Origin of the sequence: Archangium sp., assembly GCF_036388035.1 — a bacterium.
In the GTDB taxonomy this organism is placed as follows: domain Bacteria; phylum Myxococcota; class Myxococcia; order Myxococcales; family Myxococcaceae; genus Archangium.
Map to the genome: position 1 here is coordinate 1 of NZ_DASVSO010000235.1, position 16,190 is coordinate 16,190.

Annotated in this window: 14 protein-coding genes and 1 pseudogene; 7 read left to right on the top strand and 8 right to left on the bottom strand. The window is 71.2% G+C overall.

Annotation, left to right across the window (positions count from 1 at the left end; all coding sequences use genetic code 11):
• On the top strand, positions 1–313 hold a 313-nt coding region (locus VF697_RS10205), incomplete at its 5' end, for an anthranilate synthase component II (protein ID WP_331093740.1).
• A 33-nt stretch (positions 314–346) separates the two neighbouring features.
• Here VF697_RS10205 and VF697_RS10210 read toward each other — a convergent pair.
• Both VF697_RS10210 and VF697_RS10215 read right to left on the bottom strand, forming a co-directional pair.
• Entirely contained in the window at positions 347–820 is a 474-nt protein-coding gene (locus VF697_RS10210) for an FBP domain-containing protein (RefSeq protein ID WP_331093742.1), read from the bottom strand.
• 168 nt (positions 821–988) lie between these two features.
• Positions 989–1,585: a histidine phosphatase family protein gene (locus tag VF697_RS10215; protein ID WP_331093744.1), complete on the bottom strand. Its 597-nt coding sequence runs from the start codon at positions 1,583–1,585 to the stop codon at positions 989–991.
• 253 nt (positions 1,586–1,838) lie between these two features.
• On the opposite strand from VF697_RS10215, the gene VF697_RS10220 reads away from it, so the two are divergent.
• From VF697_RS10220 to VF697_RS10235, 4 genes and pseudogenes are all read left to right on the top strand, one after another.
• Positions 1,839–4,283 (top strand): efflux RND transporter permease subunit, encoded by a 2,445-nt coding sequence (locus VF697_RS10220; RefSeq protein ID WP_331093746.1) that lies wholly within the window; start codon positions 1,839–1,841, stop codon positions 4,281–4,283.
• A 236-nt stretch (positions 4,284–4,519) separates the two neighbouring features.
• Positions 4,520–4,834, top strand: a complete 315-nt coding sequence (locus tag VF697_RS10225) for a hypothetical protein (RefSeq protein ID WP_331093748.1) — start codon at positions 4,520–4,522, stop codon at positions 4,832–4,834.
• 21 nt (positions 4,835–4,855) lie between these two features.
• On the top strand, positions 4,856–7,777 hold the full coding sequence (locus VF697_RS10230) for a hypothetical protein (protein ID WP_331093750.1): 2,922 nt from the start codon (positions 4,856–4,858) through the stop codon (positions 7,775–7,777).
• 85 nt (positions 7,778–7,862) lie between these two features.
• Positions 7,863–8,432: pseudogene (locus VF697_RS10235) on the top strand (DsbA family oxidoreductase); the annotation flags it as partial.
• 53 nt (positions 8,433–8,485) lie between these two features.
• Here the strand turns inward: VF697_RS10235 and trpA are convergent.
• The 6 genes from trpA to aroF are packed head-to-tail and all read right to left on the bottom strand — an operon-like array spanning position 8,486 to position 13,960.
• Positions 8,486–9,277, bottom strand: a complete 792-nt coding sequence (trpA, locus tag VF697_RS10240) for a tryptophan synthase subunit alpha (RefSeq protein WP_331093752.1) — start codon at positions 9,275–9,277, stop codon at positions 8,486–8,488.
• Positions 9,274–10,479, bottom strand: a complete 1,206-nt coding sequence (gene trpB / locus VF697_RS10245) for a tryptophan synthase subunit beta (RefSeq protein ID WP_331093754.1) — start codon at positions 10,477–10,479, stop codon at positions 9,274–9,276. The genes trpA and trpB overlap by 4 nt, the downstream gene beginning before the upstream one ends.
• 8 nt (positions 10,480–10,487) lie before the next feature.
• Complete coding sequence (locus tag VF697_RS10250; RefSeq protein ID WP_331093756.1) at positions 10,488–11,123, bottom strand: phosphoribosylanthranilate isomerase; 636 nt, start codon at positions 11,121–11,123, stop codon at positions 10,488–10,490.
• Complete coding sequence (locus VF697_RS10255) at positions 11,120–11,917, bottom strand: indole-3-glycerol phosphate synthase TrpC (protein WP_331093757.1); 798 nt, start codon at positions 11,915–11,917, stop codon at positions 11,120–11,122. The genes VF697_RS10250 and VF697_RS10255 overlap by 4 nt, the downstream gene beginning before the upstream one ends.
• Positions 11,914–12,930 (bottom strand): anthranilate phosphoribosyltransferase, encoded by a 1,017-nt coding sequence (gene trpD / locus VF697_RS10260; RefSeq protein WP_331093759.1) that lies wholly within the window; start codon positions 12,928–12,930, stop codon positions 11,914–11,916. The genes VF697_RS10255 and trpD overlap by 4 nt, the downstream gene beginning before the upstream one ends.
• A gap of 4 nt (positions 12,931–12,934) precedes the next feature.
• A complete protein-coding gene (aroF, locus tag VF697_RS10265; protein WP_331093761.1) occupies positions 12,935–13,960 on the bottom strand; it encodes a 3-deoxy-7-phosphoheptulonate synthase in 1,026 nt (341 codons plus the stop codon).
• A gap of 197 nt (positions 13,961–14,157) precedes the next feature.
• Here aroF and VF697_RS10270 point away from each other — a divergent pair, with 197 nt between their 5' ends.
• The gene (locus VF697_RS10270; RefSeq protein WP_331093763.1) at positions 14,158–15,408 is read left to right on the top strand and encodes an NAD(P)/FAD-dependent oxidoreductase; all 1,251 of its coding nucleotides are present in this window, start codon (positions 14,158–14,160) and stop codon (positions 15,406–15,408) included.
• Positions 15,409–15,411: 3 nt separating this feature from the next.
• A complete protein-coding gene (locus VF697_RS10275) occupies positions 15,412–16,041 on the top strand; it encodes a CPBP family intramembrane glutamic endopeptidase (RefSeq protein ID WP_331093765.1) in 630 nt (209 codons plus the stop codon).
• Positions 16,042–16,190 lie beyond the last annotated feature (149 nt).

The following is a 16,190-nucleotide window of genomic DNA, read 5'->3' on the forward strand; positions in this document are numbered from 1 at the left end:
GGCCGTCTTCGGCGGCAACGTGGTGCGCGCGCCGGAGCCCGTCCACGGCAAGACGGCGGTCATCCGCCACGAGGGCCGGAGCATCTTCGAGGGCATGCCCCCGGGCTTCCAGGCGGCGCGCTACCACTCGCTGGTGGTGGAGGCGGCCTCGCTGCCGGCGGAGCTGGAGGCCACGGCCTGGACGTCCGAGGGGCTCATCATGGGGCTGCGGCACCGTGAGCGGCCCGTGGTGGGCGTGCAGTTCCACCCCGAGAGCGTCCTCACCCCCGAGGGCCCCCGGCTGGTGCGCAACTTCCTCGACGGCAAGCTGTAGTCGGAGGGGCCTCGCGGTGAGGCCCCTCGTCGCTCACTCCTCCGGGACAGCTTCGATCTTCAGGGCCTCGCGCGCGAAGCGGAGCATGCGCTCCATCAGCGGCTGGAGGAGCTCGCGCGGGTGCCGGCCGGACAGGTCCGCCACCGACTCCAGGCGCTCCTTGCAGCGCAGGTCGAGGCAGAGGTTGACGCCCACCCGGCGCTTCGAGTTCACGTCCGTGGTGAGCATCCCGATCTCGTTCGTCGGGCCATAGCCGTGGCACCAGTCGCACATGTGCGAGGCCACGCCGCCGCCCGGCGAGTCGCGGCGGAAGGCGATGCCCATGGGCCGCTTGCCGCCGCCCGGCGAGGGCATCAGCAGGAACACCCGCGTCCCCGCCGGCTCCACCCAGGTGAAGTAGTCGCGCACGAAGAGGGGGAACTTGAGGCCCTCGGGCAGCTCGACTTTCTCGCGGTCCCTCGGGCGGAACGCTTGCAGGAGGTCTTTCTCCGTCTGTACCAGGAACATGCGCTTTTCCTCGTGTCTCCCCTGTCTCCTGCCAGGGAGGCACCCGGAGCGGAGAGGGCCATGGGCGGCCTGTGACTGTGCACCCTCTTCATAAGGGCTCGCGGAACGGATGCACGCTCTTGAGAAGGACGAGCGCCTGTTCCGTCAGCTCCTCGGCAGCCGACCCGTTCAGCCGCGCAGGTGCGTGGTGTCGTTCCAGAGCTGGACGACGGGCTGGTCCCCGTCGCTGTCGAAGCCGAGCATGCTGATGGAGGCGGTGCTCAGCGCGAAGAGGCGCCCCTCGGTGGGGGGCAGCCCCAGCCAGCGCGCGGCGAGCACCCGCAGCAGGTGGCCATGGGCGAAGACCAGCACGTTGCCTTCCACGGAGCGGGCCTCGGTGACGACGCGGTCGGCGCGCGCACCCACGTCTCGCGCCGTCTCGCCGCACGGCACGCCGTCCGCCCACAGCGTCCAGTTGGGGCTGGTGGCGCGGATTTCGTCCTTCGTCTTGCCCTCGAAGGTGCCGTAGTTCCACTCCATCAGGTCCGCGCGCATCTCGGCCACGGCCCCGTAGCCGGCCAGGGCGCACGTCTCGCTCGCGCGGCTCAGGGGGCTCGTCCACACCGCGGCGAAGTCCCAGGCCCGCAGCGGCGCCCGGAGCTCCGTGGCCATGCGGCGGCCCTCTTCCAACAGCGGGATGTCCGTGCGGCCGGTGTGCTGGCCGCTGCGACTCCACGCGGTTTCTCCATGGCGGACGAGGACGAGCACGGGCGAGCGAGACTTCATGAGGTTCCTCTTGGACCCGCGCACTCTGCCACCGAGGGAGGGCTCGGCGGAACACCCCCCAGCCGAGCGGACGTCCGGTGTGGAGGGGGTAGGAGAGTTCCTCCCAAACACTCCGTTTTACGGATTGTTTCGAGGCACCCTCGGCCCTTGGGGTTCGAAGGAATTCGTGCGACACAGGATGGTGGAGGCTGGGAAGTGCCGGACCCGGCCCCCTCCACCTGTGAGGGTTTTGCTTTTGGATTTCGACAGAGGGATGGAGCGCTTCGCCTGGTTGTCGTACCGCAAGCCCGGCCGTGTGCTCGCGTGTGTGCTGGCTGTGACGCTCCTGGCGGGCCTGCTCGCCTCGCGGCTCGTCTTCCAGGGCTCCTTCGTGGAGCTGCTGCCCGCGCATACCCAGGAGGTGCGAGAGCTGGCGGCCGTGTCCCATAAGGCCGGAGGGGACGGCTATCTCGTCCTGCGCGCCAGGGGCGCGAGCCCGGAGACCCTGCGCGGCTTCGCCCAGGCGCTGGCGCCTCGGCTGGAGGCGCTAGAGGAGGTCCGCTACGTCGAGTTCCGCTACGACACGCGCTTCTTCGAGGACCGCGCCCTGCTGCTCCTCTCCGCCGAGCAGCTGCGGGCCCTGCGCGAGGACCTCGAGGGCGTGCTCCGGGCGGAGAAGCTCAAGGCCAACCCGCTCTACGTGTCCCTGGAGGACACGCCTCCGCCCTCGTTCGAGGAGATCGCCCGCCGCCACGCGCCTCGCGCGATGGTGCGCGAGTACCTGAGCTCGGCGGACGGCGGCGAGCTGTACCTCTTCGTGAAGCCCGCGGGCCTGGCTGGGGACCTCGTCTTCGCTCGGCAGCTCCTGACACGGGTGCAGGCCGCGAGCGCGGAAGTGGCCCAGGGCTTCCCGGGCGTGGAGACGGATGCCACGGGCGCGCACGTGCTCCGGCTCGAGGAGGACCGGCGGATGCGCCAGGACCTCACGCGCGCCTCGATGCTCTCGTGCGCCATCGCGGCGTTCATCGTCGTGCTGTCCTGCCGACGCCTCTCCGCGCTCCTCGTGGTGGGCGCCCCCGTGGGCGTGGGCCTGCTCGTCACCTTCGCGGTGGCGCAGCAGACCATCGGCTACCTCAACATCATCACCGGCTTCCTCGTCGCCATCCTCATCGGCCTGGGCATCGAGTACGGCCTCCACCTGGTGATGCGCTACTCCGAGGAACGCCGCCAGCATCCCGCCGAGGAGGCCCTCCGGGAGACCATCCTCGGCACCTGGAAGGGCGCGCTGACGTCGGCCTGCACCAACGCCGCCGCCTTCTCCGCGCTCACGCTCGCCGAGTTCCAGGCCTTCGCCCAGTTCGGGTGGATCGCCGCCGCCGGTGTGATGCTCACGGTGCTGGCCACGTACCTGCTGGGCCCCTCGCTCATCGCCCTGACCGAGCGGCTCCGTCCCCTGCGCGCGGAGTCCCCGCTGCCGGCCCGCCCCTACCGCGTGGCGCCGCGCCTGCCCCGGGGTGTGCTGGTGGGCATCGTCGTGGGCGTGGGCGCGCTCGTGGCCTACTCGGCCACGGTGGTGCGCGAGATCGGCTTCGAGCCCGACATGCGCAAGCTGCGCGGGGAGTTCGCCGCCACCAAGCTCGATGAGCGCATCATCTCCCAGCTCGGCCGGCGCCATGCGCCCACCGTCTTCCTCACCCAGGACGTCTCGGAGGCGGGTCGGCTCGCGACCTCGTTGCGCGAGCTCGAGGCGCGCCATGGCGAGGATCGGACGTTCGCGGAGATCGTCTCGCTCAGCGATTTCCTGCCGCGCACCGGTGGTGCCGTCGAGGCGGAGCGGGCCGCGCTGCGTGCCTTCATGGACCGGCTGCCCGAGAGCGCCCGGAGCTCGGAGCGGCTGCGCCCTGCGCTCAGCCGCCTGGAGTCGCTGCTCAACGCCCGGCCCTTCGGGGTGGAGGAGCTGCCCGCCGAGGTGCGCCGTCGCTTCACCGCGCTGGATGGCGAGGGCAGCTTCGTGCTCGCCTTCAAGCGCGAGTCGCTCTCCGACACGGACGCGCTGCACCGCTTCGGCGAGCAGATGGGCGAGCTGCGCGAGCTGGTCCGCGCCCAGGGGTTGCACTTCCAGGTGCTCGACTCGAACCTCATCGCCTACCGCATCTTCGAGCTGGTGAGGAAGGACGGCCCCTGGCTGCTGCTGGCCGCCGGGCTCGCGGTGTTCGCGATGATGGTGGTGAGCCTGCGCAGCTTCCGCCGGGCGGGGCTGGTGGCCGGGCCGCTGTACCTCGGGCTCGCGTGCCTGCCGGCGGCGATGCACCTGTACGGGCTGAAGCTCAACTTCATCAACGCGGTGGTGCTGCCCAACCTGCTGGCGATCGCCGTGGACAACGCGGTGCACCTCTACCACCGCTACCGCGAGGAGGGGCCGGGCTCGTTGCCCCACGTGGTGCGCACCACGGGCGTCGCCGCGGTGGTGGCCACGCTGTCCAATGCGGCGGGCTACGGCGCGCTGCTCACGGCGAGCCACCCGGGCTTGCGCTCCATCGGGGAGATTGCCCTGCTGGGCGTCGCCTGTGCCTTCCTGGGCACGACGGTGCTCTTCCCGGCCGTGCTCGCCCTGCTCGAGCGTCCCCCCTCCGGCGCGCGGGGGGAGGACGTGGACGAGGGCCTGTCGCTGCCGCTCCCGGTGGAGACCGAGGAAGAAGAGGCCCGTCGCTCCGCGTGAGTGCGTGAGTGGTGGCGCGGAGTGTCATGGGGGTTTCTCGCGGGTCCTGAGCTTTCGAGCTCGATTTCCGTTTATAATCAGGAAAGCCGGATTTCCTCCGGTGGATACCCACTGCACTTGGGGCCCATGGCCCCAAACAGGAGGCGAGAATGTCGCAGCGATCCAGGATGTTCGCGGTGCTCGTTTGTCTCGGCGTCACCAGCAGTGCATGGGCGGCGGGGAGCGCGGAAAGCGCGGTGGGTCCGATCAGATACTCGGCGGTGAAGAGCGAGAAGGTGGTGGGCCCTATCAAGCACTCGGCGGTGAAGAGCGAGAAGGTGGTGGGCCCGCTCCGGACCAGCGCGGTGAAGAGCGAGAAGGCCGTGGGGCCGTTCCGGAGCAACGCGGTGAAGAGCGAGAAGGCCGTGGGCCCGATCTGGGCCAGGGCGGTGAAGAGCGAGAAGGCCGTGGGCCCGGTCTGGGCCAGGGCGGTCCACACGGACAAGACGGTGGGGCATGACGAGAAGTCCACCGGGCAGAGCCAGCCGTTGGACCTGAACGCCGGATTCTGACCCTCCGCGGGTGCCGCCACCGTGGCTAGACCCTTCCTGCTCGCACTCACGGTGGCGGCGCTCCTGGTGCCGTGGCCGGCCCTCTCGTACACGCTGAAAGAGCTGCTCGAGAGCCGGCTCGATCCACGGCTGCGGTACAGGACGCTCGAGACGCCCCACTTCTGGATTCACTACCCCGAGGAGCTGGAGGAGGTGGCGGCCCGGCTTTCGCTCACCGCGGAGTCGGCCCATGAGCACGTCTCCGCCGCCCTCCGCTCGGAGCCCCAGGGCAGGACCCACCTCGTCCTCGCCCACCGTGCGGATCAGCCGGAGACGTTCACCTTCGTCTTCCCTCATCGACAGATCTTCCTGGACATCTCCCTCCCGCATCTCGGGATGGGCATGAATGACTTCGCGGACTGGCATGAGTGGCTGCTCGACCACGAGTACGCCCACATCGTGCACCTGGACGCGACGGCGGGGCCGGCGCGCACTCTCTCGGCGGCGCTGGGGAGCTGGGTCCGCCCCAACCTGACGCTGCCCGCCTGGGTGAAGGAGGGGCTGGCCGTCCACCTCGAGTCGACGCTCACCCCCAAGGGACGGGGCAACGGTTCCCTCTACCGCATGATGGCGCGCGTCGCGGTGGCCGAGGGCGTGCTGGAGACGCCGGACAACGTCTCGCTCGACACCATGGCGAACTACGGGAGGACGCAGTGGCCCTGGGGCGTTCGGCCCTACCTCTACGGCTTCCTCTTCACGAAGACCCTGGCCGACCTCTCCCCCGACGCCCTGCCTCGCTTCATCGACGGGACGGCACGCTCCGGCCCCTTCGCCCTCGAGGAGGGGCTGCGGCGCGCGGGTCTCCCCTCCCTCGAGGCGCTGCGCTCCCGCGCCCTCGCGGAGATCCGCGCCCAGGCCGAGCGCGAATTGGCGGAGCTTCGCAAGACACCCCAGACGCCGCTCGAGTCCCTCACCCACTCGGGCTTCCAGCACTCGGGGCTGACCCTCTCGCCGGATGGCCGCTGGCTCATCGCCTCCCGCCAGCGCCCCGAGGAGGATGACTCCATCCTCCGCTTCCCCATCGACGCGGCGGACCAGGTCGGCCCTCCGGAGGTGGTCACCCACCGCTCCTCCGGTTTCCAGACGAGCTTCTCCCGCTCTGGCCGCTTCCTCGTCTTCGACCAGATGCACCGCACGAGGCACTACCTCGTCAGCGACCTGTACATCTACGACCTCAAGACGAAGGCGCTCGCCGGCATCAGCCCCTGGTTCCGTGCGCGGGAGCCCGATGTCCACCCGGATGGGAAGCACCTCGTCTTCGTGACCAACGACCTGGGGCGCAATCGCCTCATGAAGTGCAACACGGCCTGGGAGGAGGTGGAGGACCTGCTCGGGGACGTGGGCGACCGGCGAATCAGCGCCCCCCGCTTCTCTCCGGATGGGACGTCGGTGGCGGTGATGCTCCACGACTCCCAGACGGGCGGAGAGGATCTCGTCCTGGTCAAGCCCGAGGGGCCGGAGGTGCTGGTGGCGGATGGCGCGCAGAACCGCACGCCGAGCTGGACGTCCGATGGGCGCTACCTCGTCTTCTCCTCGGACCGGGACGGCGTCTTCAACCTCTACGCGCTCGAGCTGTCCACGCGACGGCGGTACCGTCTCACGCACACCCAGGGAGGCTTGTTCCACCCTGTCGTGGATCCCTCTCAGCGGTGGATCTACGCCACCTCGTACGGGGCGCGAGGCTACGACGTGGTGCGCCTGCGCTGGGAGCCACGGACCTGGACCCTGGTGTTGGAGCCCGCGCCCGTCGAGCCCCCCACCGCACCGCAGGACGTGCTCGCGGAGGAGCCGGGAGGAACACCCGCCGAGCAGGAGCCTCCCGCCCAGGAGCCTCTCGCCCGCACGGCGTACCAGGGGTGGCGCAGCCTGGGGCCGCAGTACCTCCTGCCGTCACTCCTGCTGCGCCCGGGCACGTACCAGCTCGGCGTGACGCTGGGCGCGGTGGACCCCCTGTTCTTCCAGCACTACGAGCTCACGCTCCGCTACGACCTGACCACCCGGCTCCCGGTGGGCCGGCTCTTCTATTTCGACGGGCGAGGGCCGTGGGCGCTGGATGCCGTCGTGGAGCATGACGCCGTCCCGCTCGGCGCTCCGGCCCAGCTCTACCGCTCGCTGGATGGGAGGGCCAGCCTGACCGTGCCGCTCGGAGGGGAGCACTCGCACACCTGGCTGCGGCCGGGCCTGAAGGCACGGCTGATCGACTACGCCGAGCGCACCGTCGATGTGGGCGCGGAGCTCGCGCTCGTCTCCGACACCGAGTTCCGGCAGCTCGGCTATAGCTTCGCGGAGAGTGGCTCTCATGCCCGGGTGGGAGTGGAGGGCTGGTGGGACGTGGCGCATGGCAGGCCTTCGATGGCCGCCCGGCTCTCGTTGAGGTCCCATCAGCCCCTGCTCTGGCCGAGGCACGTCCTCCACCTCGGGCTGGACGGGGCGGCCTACCTCGTCGGCCGGGACTCGCCGAACTCCGTCTTCGGCGTCGGCGGCCAGGAGTCCTTTCCGTTCAGCCTGCGCAGCCCCCTGCTCCTGTACGGCTACGCGCCGAATGCCATCGCCACCCCCCAGGCCCTGGTCGCGACCGCGCACTACACGCTTCCCCTGGCGGAGATTGGCCGTGGCCTCGGCACGCTCCCCATCTCCTTCCAGCGCACCTCGGCCGCCCTCCGGCTGCAGGCCGCCGCCATCGACTCCCTCCGCCCGGAGCGGCTGCCCTTGAGCGCGGGGGTGGAGCTCCACCAGGACCTGATGATTGGCGACCTGTTCGGCCTGGGCGCGCAGCTCGGCGTCTACCAGGGCGTGCCGGCGCTTGGCGGCGGGCTGCGGTTCCTCTTCATGCTGACGAGCAGCGAGAGCGGAGGCGAGTCGGCGGCGGGGCGGGGACGGGGAGGCACAAGAGGGGGTGGTTAGGTTCCTCCCGGGGTGTTAGGTCTCACCCATGAGCGAGCTCGTGACGATCAGGGTGTGGTCGGACTTCGTCTGACCGTGGTGCTACGTCGGCCTCGTGGAGGTCGAGAAGCTGAAGAAGGAGTATGACGTCCAGGTGGACTGGCGTCCGTTCTTCCTGCGTCCGGAGACGCCGCCAGAGGGGCTTCCCCTGCCGGCCTACGTGCGCGAGCGGATGAAGGACCCGAACAATCCCCTCAAGCGTCGGGCGGCCGAGGCCGGGCTGAAGATGGTGGAGCGCGAGGTCATTCCCTCGACGCGGCGCGCGCATCAGGCGGCGGAGTTCGCCCGGGAGCAGGGCAAGCTGGAGCCGTTCCATGCGGCGCTGCTGCGGCGCTACTGGAGCGAGGGGCAGGACCTCTGGCAGTGGGACACGCTCCGAGGCGCGGCGCAGGAGGTGGGCCTGGACCCCGAGGCGATGCAGCAAGCGCTGGAGCAGGGCCGCTACGAGCAGGTCGTCGAGGACGCCATCCGTGAGGCGCGGGAGATGGGCATCCAGGCCGTGCCCACCTTCGTCGTCGGGGAGCGCTTCGCCTTGCAGGGCGCCCAGGAATACGGCGTCTTCCTGCAGGTGATGGAGCGCCTGGGCATCAAGCCGCGCGCCACGTCTCCGGGTTGACCGGGACGTAGGGTGCCCCCGGCCCTCTCGACAGAGGGCGGGGGCTCAACGGCTCAGCGCTTGAGGCCGCGCTTGATCTCCACGCACACCTGACGGGCCGCCGCGGGCCCGTCGGCCTGCGCCGCGCGGACGATGGCGCTGCCCACCACCACGCCATCCGCGTGGGCTCCCACCACCTGGGCCTGCTCGGCGTTGGAGATGCCGAAGCCCGCGACCACCGGCACCGGCGAGAGGCGCCGCACCAGCTCCAGCCGCTCGGACAGGTTGGCCGGCAGCTCCGAGCGCATGCCCGTCACGCCCGCCACCGACACGCAGTAGACGAAGCCCCGCGCGTCCTTCGCGATGGACTCCGCCCGGGTCGGCGACGTGGTGGGCGCGCACAGGGGGATGAGCTCCAGCCCCTCCTTGTCGAAGGCGGCGCGGATGCTCTCGCTCTCCTCGGGAGGCAGGTCCGGCAGGATGGTGCCCGACACGCCACGCTCCCGGGCCAGCTTCGCGTAGCGCTCCTCGCCCATCGCCATCACCACGTTGACGTACGTCATCACCACCAGCGGCGTCTGGGGGCAGCGCTGGCGCACCGCCGGCACCACCTCGTCCAGCACCCGCTTCAGCGTGGAGCCGGCCTTGAGCGCCCGCTCGGAGGCGGCCTGGATGACCGGGCCGTCCGCGATGGGATCACTGAACGCCACGCCGATCTCCAGGATGTCCGCGCCTCCCTCCACGCACGCGGCGAACACGTCCACCGAGCGCGCGAGGTCCGGGTCTCCCGCCATGGCGTACGCCACCAGCGCGCCCTCACCGCGAGCCTTGGCCCGGGCGAACGCCTCCGCGATCTCCCCGCTCATGCTTTCTCCTGAATGGCGGCGGGAATGCCCCGCGCCGCGATGGTGGCCACGTCCTTGTCGCCGCGGCCCGAGCAGTTGATGACCAGGTGCTTGCCCTTGCCCAGCTCTCGCGCCAGGTCGCCCGCGCGCGCGAAGGCGTGCGAGGACTCCAGCGCGGGCAGGATGCCCTCGGTGCGAGACACCCGGTAGAAGGCCTCCAGCGCCTCGTCGTCCGTGGCGGTGCGCACCTCCATCCGGCCCGTCTTCGCCAGGTGCGCCAGCTCCGGCCCCACGCCCGGGTAGTCCAGGCCCGCGGAGATGGAGTGCGCCTCGATGATCTGCCCGTTCTCGTCCTGCAACACCAGCGAGCGCGAGCCGTGCAGCACGCCCTCGGTGCCCAGCGTCAGGGACGCGCCGTGCTGGCCCGAGCTCAGGCCGTGGCCACCGGCCTCCACGCCCACGAGCCGCACACCGGTGTCCTCGATGAAGGGGTGCAGGATGCCGATGGCGTTCGAGCCGCCGCCGATGCACGCGATGATGGCGTCCGGCAGCTTGCCGAAGGCGACCAGCGACTGGGTGCGCACCTCGCGGCCGATGATGGACTGGAAGTCGCGCACGATGGTGGGGTAGGGGTGCGGACCCGCCGCGCTGCCGATGACGTAGTAGGTGTCCTGGACCTGCGCCACCCAGGTGCGCATGGCCTCGTTCATCGCGTCCTTGAGCGTGCGCGAGCCCGACTCCACCGGCCGCACCGTGGCGCCCAGGGCCTTCATGCGGAAGACGTTGAGCGACTGGCGCTCCACGTCCAGCGCGCCCATGTAGACCTCGCACGTCAGGCCGAACAGGGCGCACGCGGTGGCGGTGGCCACGCCGTGCTGGCCCGCGCCCGTCTCCGCGATGACGCGCTTCTTGCCCATCCGCTTCGCCAGCAGCACCTGGCCGATGGTGTTGTTGATTTTGTGGGCGCCCGTGTGCGCGAGGTCCTCTCGCTTGAGCCACACCTCGGCGCCTCCCCACAGCTCGGTGAGCCGGCGCGCGGGCGTCAGCGGCGTCTCGCGCCCGACGAACTCGCGCAGCACCTGCGCCACCTGCTCATCGAAGGCCGGGTCCTTGCGAGCCTCGGCGTAGGCCTGCTCCAGCTCCTGCAGGGCGGGAACCAGCGTCTCCGGTACGTAGCGGCCACCGTAACGCCCGAAGCGGCCCGGGGCGGTTTGCGTCTCCATGGTCACACTCACTCCCAACGCATGTGCTTCGCGGCACGCACGAAGGCGCGCACCGCGTCCGCATCCTTGATGCCGGGGCTGACTTCCACCCCGCTCGCCACATCCACGCCGTAGGGCCGGGTGGCCCGCACGGCTTCCTCGACATTGGCCGGGGTGAGGCCACCGGCCACCAGCACCGGCACCCCCGCGTCCGCGAGCCGCGCCACCAGCGACCAGTCGAAGCCCACGCCCCCGCCGCCGTAGCCCGGCGCCGCCCCGTCCAACAGCAGCGCCGCCACGTCGCCCGCGCCCACGAAGGTGCGAGCGCGCTCCACGTCCTCGGGGCCGCGCACCCGCAGGGCCTTGATGACGGGCACGCCGTAGCCCGAGCAGGCCTCGGGCGGCTCGTCCCCGTGGAGCTGCACCGCCGTCAGCCCGCACTCGCGCACACGGTCGCGGATGACGTCCGGGGACTCGTTGACGAAGACGCCCACCACCGCGCCCAGCGCCGGCCGCGTCCGGGCCAGCGCCGCCGCCGTCTCCGCCGTCACGAAGCGCGGCGAGCGCGGGTAGAAGTTGAGCCCGAGGGCATCCGCGCCCGCGGCCCACGCCAGGCGCGCGTCCTCCACCCGGGTGAGGCCACAGATTTTGACCCGAGGGCTCACGGCGCACCCACGGGCGCGAGCAGCCGCGCCAGGGCCCGGCCCGGCTCCGCGTCGCGCAGCAGGGACTCGCCCACCAGCACCGCGTCCGCGCCCGAGGCCCGCGCCGCCACGAAGTCCTCGCGCGTCTTGAGGCCGCTCTCCGCCACCAGCGCCTTCGCCCGGCTGCGCAGGGTGGGGATGACCTTCAGCGCGGTGGAGATGTCCGTGCGCAGCGTGGCCAGGTTGCGGTTGTTGATGCCCACCAGCTCCGCGCCCGCCTTCAGCGCGCGCTCGGCGTGCTCCGCCGTGTGGGCCTCCACCAGCGCCGCCACCCGGCAGGCCTTCGCCGCCGCCACCATCTCCGCGAGTGGCCCGTCCTCCAGCGCGTCCGCGATGAGCAGCACCGCGTCCGCGCCGAGGGCCGCGCTCTCCTCCACCTCCCGCGGTGCCACCAGGAAGTCCTTGCGCAGCACCGGCAGCGAGATGGCCGCGCGCACCTGGAGGAGGTCCTCGAGGCTGCCCCCGAAGTCCACGTCGTCCGTGAGCACGCTCACCGCGCTGGCGCCGGCCGCCTCGTACGCCCGCGCCACCGCCACGAGATCCTGGTGCGGGAAGTCTCCGCCCGAGGGACTGCGGCGCTTCACCTCGGCGATGACATTCACCGGCAGGCCCGCCCGGGGCTGGGTGAGGGCCGCCGCGAAGTCCCGGGAGGCGGGGCGGGGGACACGGGCCACCAGGGGCTTGCGCGCGGCGAGCTCCCGGCGCTTGCGCGCGAAGATGGCCGCGAGCTTGTCTCCCTCGGAGCTCGCCGTCATGACGGGCCGCCCTTCACCAGCGCCTGCAGCTTGGTGGCGGCGGCGCCGGAGTCGATGGCCTCCACCGCCCGCAGCACGCCCTCGCGCAGGTCCGCCGCCTTGCCCACCACCACGAGCGCCGCCGCGGCATTCAACAGCACCGCCGTGCGCACCCCGGAGCGCTCTCCGGCCAGCAGCGCCTTGAGACGCCGGGCGTTCTCCTCCACGTCCCCGCCGACGATGGCCTCGGGCGGCACCCGCTCCAGCCCCGCGTCCTCCGGGTTGATGGAGAAGGTCCGCACCGAGCCGTCCTCGCGCAGTTCCGCCACGTCCGACGTCGTGCACGGGGACAGCTCGTCCAGCCCGTCCCGGCCATGCACCACCCAGGCCCGCTTGCTGCCCAGCCGGGAGAGGACGCGCGCCGTCTGCTCCAGCCGCTCGCCCGCGAAGGTGCCGAGCAGCTGGTAGCGCGCCCCCGCCGGGTTGGTGAGCGGGCCGAGCAGGTTGAACACCGTGTGCAGGCCAATCTCACGCCGCGCCGGAGCCACGTGCCGCAGGGCGCTGTGGTGCGAGGGGGCGAAGAGGAAGCCCACGCCGTGCTCGTCCACGTCGCGCGTCACCTGCTCGTGCGCCCGGTCCATGGGGAGGCCCAGCGCGGCCAGCACGTCCGAGCTGCCACACCGCGAGGACACCGCGCGGTTGCCGTGCTTGGCCACCGTCACGCCCGCGCCCGCGGCCACGAAGGCCACGGCGGTGGAGATGTTGAAGGTGTGCGCGCCGTCGCCCCCCGTGCCGCAGGTGTCCAGCACGACTTCCGCCTTGGGGTGGATGCGCGTGGCGCAGGCCCGCATGGCCTCCGCCGCGCCGAGAATCTCTTCCTCGGTCTCACCCTTCATGCGCAACGCGACCGCGAAGGCGCCCACCTGAGCGGGCGTCGCCTCACCCGCGAGCATCAAGCCCATGATGTGGGCCATCTCCTCGCGGTTCAGGTCGCGCCGGCCCACCACCCTGCCCAGCGCTTCCTTGAGCGTCATGTGCCTACTCCAGTCGCGCCACGTCGCGGCCCAGGGCGGCGGCCACCGCGCGCACCTCGGCCATCACCTTGTCGAACTCGGAGAAGTCCAGCGACTGGGCGCCGTCGGACTTGGCCCGAGGCGGATCCGGGTGCACCTCGACGATGAGGCCGTCGGCCCCCGCCGCGATGGCCGCCCGCATCATCGCCGGCACCGCCTTGCGCACGCCGATGGCGTGCGAGGGGTCCGCCCACACCGGCAGGTGGGTGAGCGACTTGAGCATCGGGATGGCGTTCAGGTCGAACGTGTTGCGCGTCATCGTCTCGAAGGTGCGGATGCCGCGCTCGCAGAGGATGACCTGGGTGTTGCCGCGGGCGACGACGTACTCGGCCGCCATCAGCAGCTCCTTGATGCTGGCGCTCAGGCCGCGCTTGAGCATGACGGGCTTGCGCAGCTCGCCCACCGCCTCCAGCAGCGAGTAGTTCTGCATGTTGCGCGCGCCGATCTGGATGATGTCGGCGACCTCGGCCACCGCGGCCAGCGTGGCGGTGTCCTTGGCCTCGGTGATGACCCGCAGGCCCGTCTCCTTGCGCGCCTCGGCCAGCAGCTGCAGGCCGTCGCCCTTGAGACCCTGGAACTCGTAGGGGCTGGTGCGGGGCTTGAAGGCGCCGCCGCGCAGCATCGTGGCGCCCGACTTCTTCACCGCCTTGGCGGTGGAGATGATCTGCTCGTGCGATTCCACCGAGCAGGGGCCGGCGATGACGTGCACCGTCTTGCCACCCAGCGCCAGGTCCCCCAGCTGGATGATGGTGTCGTCCGGCTTCACCTCGCGGCTCACCAGCTTGAAGGGCTGGGAGATGGAGACCGCGTCCGCCACACCGGGCAGCACGCGGAAGGGCTCGGGCTCCACCGCGCCCGGGTTGCCGGTGATGCCGATGGCCGTCCGCGTTCCACCGGGGATCGCGTGCGGTTGCCAGCCACGACGGCGGATCTCGTCGTTCACACGCTCGATGTCCTGGGCCGTCGCATCCGGTCGCATCACGATCAACATGGCTGTTCGCTCTCCGAAGTGTTCCGCCGCCGGGGGAGGGGGGCGGTCGGTTTGAAGCCCTGCCTTGAGGAAGAAGGGCGGGGGACACCGTGCAGGAATAAAGGTGTCCACTTCTTCTCAAATTCCCGAAGAGTGTGGCTGGGCGGAGTCCCGGAATCAATGTAGGACGGGAATTTTCCTCAATACGGAGCGCACGCTTGGCAGGTCCGGACGTCATCGTCGTGGGGGCGGGGCTGGCCGGGTTGACATGCGCGCGGGTGCTCCAGCAGGCGCGGGTGAAGGCCTGGGTGCTGGAGGCCAGTGACACGGTCGGTGGCCGGGTGCGCACGGACACGGTGGACGGCTTCCTGTTGGACCGCGGCTTCCAGGTGTTCCTCACGGCCTACCCCGAGCCGCAGCGGTGGCTGGACTACAAGGCGCTCGACTTCCAGCGCTTCTTCCCAGGCGCGCTGGTGTGGCGCGAGGGGAAGCTGCACCAGGTGGCGGACCCGTTGCGGCGACCACTCCAGGCGGCGGCGCACGCCTTCAACAAGGTGGGCTCGTTCTGGGACAAGTTGCATGTGCTGGACCTGCGCCAGCTGTCGCTGTCGGGCACGGTGGAGGACGTGTTCCACCGGCCGCAGAAGACGTCGCTGAAGTACCTGCGCGACATGGGCTTCTCCGAGGAGATGGTGGACGCCTTCTTCCGGCCCTTCTTCGGGGGCGTGTTCTTGGAGAAGGAGCTGCACACCTCGAGCCGGATGCTGGAGTTCGTCTTCCGGATGTTCGCCACGGGGGCCACGGCGGTGCCGGCGCGGGGCATGGGGGCGCTGGCGGCGCAGCTCGCCGCGAAGCTGCCGTCCGGTGCGCTGAGGACGAACGCGCCGGTGGAGGAGGTGTGGGGCCACCGGGTGCGGCTGGTGTCGGGAGAGACGGTGGAGGCCAGCGCGGTGGTGGTGGCCACGGACGCGCCCGCGGCGGAGGAGCTGCTGGTGGGCATGCCCCCGCGCAAGATGAACGCGGTGACGAACCTGTACTTCGCCGCGCCGGAGCCGCCGGTGCGAGGGCCCTACCTGGTGCTGAACGGGGAGGGGAGGGGCCCGGTGAACAACCTCGCGGTGATGAGCGAGGTGGCGCCCTCGTACGCGCCGCGGGGGCAGGCGTTGGTGTCGGTGTCGGTGCTGGAGACGGCGGATGAGTCCGAGACACTGGAGGCGCGGGTGCGCGAGCAGCTCTCGGGGTGGTTTGGCGCGGCGGTGGCGAAGTGGAAGCACCTGCGCACGTATGCGATTCCGCACGCGCTGCCGACGCAGACGCCCGAGATGCTCGAGGAGCCGCATCGGCGGGTGCGGCTGTCGCCCGGGCTGTACGCCTGTGGGGACTACCGGGAGAACGGCTCCATCGACGGAGCGATGGTGTCGGGACGGCGCGCCGCCGAGGCCCTGCTGAGAGACCGAGGTCTGGATTAGCCCATGACATCCTCGAAGAGCCATCACCCGGGCTGGTTCGTGGCCAGTGCGGTAGCCACGCTCCTGTGGACGGCGCTGGTGCACGCGCACCCCCCGCGCTTCTTCCTGTGGGCCACGCTCTATTGCCTGGTGTGGCAGACGCTCTCGTGGAGGGCGATGGGCGAGGTGGGGCAATCGCGGCTCATTCCCAGGAGCGCGGACCTGGGATGGGGCGTGGCGCTCGCGGGCGTGCTGTACGTGGGCTCGCGGGCGGTGCTGTGGGCGCTGTGCGGAGGCTTCTCGGAGCTGCTCTGCAAGCCGCTGCTGGACGTCTACGAGCGCTTCGGCACGGGCTCGGTAGGGGCGGGACTGGCGCTGGCGCTGGTGATTGCCCCGGCCGAGGAGCTGTTCTGGCGCGGCGTGGTGCAGCAGGTGCTGCGGCCGAGGCTCGGGAAGGTGGGGTGCGCGGTGGTGGCCGCGGTGCTGTCGAGCCTCCTGCTGCTCGTCTTCGGAGAGCCGCTGTTGGCGCTCGCGGCGTTCCCCACATCGCTGGCCTGGGGGCTGCTCGCCGAGTGGCGTCACAGCCTCGCGGCCCCGTGGGTGAGTCACTCCCTGTGGGACCTGCTCATCGTCATCCTCCTGCCGGCCGTCTGAGGTGCGGTCCCAGTCGAGCCACCCAGCGCTCCTCCCACGCGGCGAAATCGTGCCGCCGGGCCGCATGGGTCTCTTCCGCCGCCAGCGCGCGTCGCGCCGCCTCGTCGAAGGGAACGCGGGGCGGGTGGTGCGTCAGCGCGAAGTAGCGC

Excerpts from the sequence above, each read along its gene's own strand:
- VF697_RS10210 (WP_331093742.1), bottom strand. The coding sequence starts at position 820 with ATGTTCCTGGTACAGACGGAGAAAGACCTCCTGCAAGCGTTCCGCCCG.
- VF697_RS10215 (WP_331093744.1), bottom strand. The coding sequence starts at position 1,585 with ATGAAGTCTCGCTCGCCCGTGCTCGTCCTCGTCCGCCATGGAGAAACC.
- VF697_RS10220 (WP_331093746.1), top strand. The coding sequence starts at position 1,839 with ATGGAGCGCTTCGCCTGGTTGTCGTACCGCAAGCCCGGCCGTGTGCTC.
- trpA (WP_331093752.1), bottom strand. The coding sequence starts at position 9,277 with ATGAGCGGGGAGATCGCGGAGGCGTTCGCCCGGGCCAAGGCTCGCGGT.
- trpB (WP_331093754.1), bottom strand. The coding sequence starts at position 10,479 with ATGGAGACGCAAACCGCCCCGGGCCGCTTCGGGCGTTACGGTGGCCGC.
- VF697_RS10255 (WP_331093757.1), bottom strand. The coding sequence starts at position 11,917 with ATGACGGCGAGCTCCGAGGGAGACAAGCTCGCGGCCATCTTCGCGCGC.
- trpD (WP_331093759.1), bottom strand. The coding sequence starts at position 12,930 with ATGACGCTCAAGGAAGCGCTGGGCAGGGTGGTGGGCCGGCGCGACCTG.
- aroF (WP_331093761.1), bottom strand. The coding sequence starts at position 13,960 with ATGTTGATCGTGATGCGACCGGATGCGACGGCCCAGGACATCGAGCGT.
- VF697_RS10275 (WP_331093765.1), top strand. The coding sequence starts at position 15,412 with ATGACATCCTCGAAGAGCCATCACCCGGGCTGGTTCGTGGCCAGTGCG.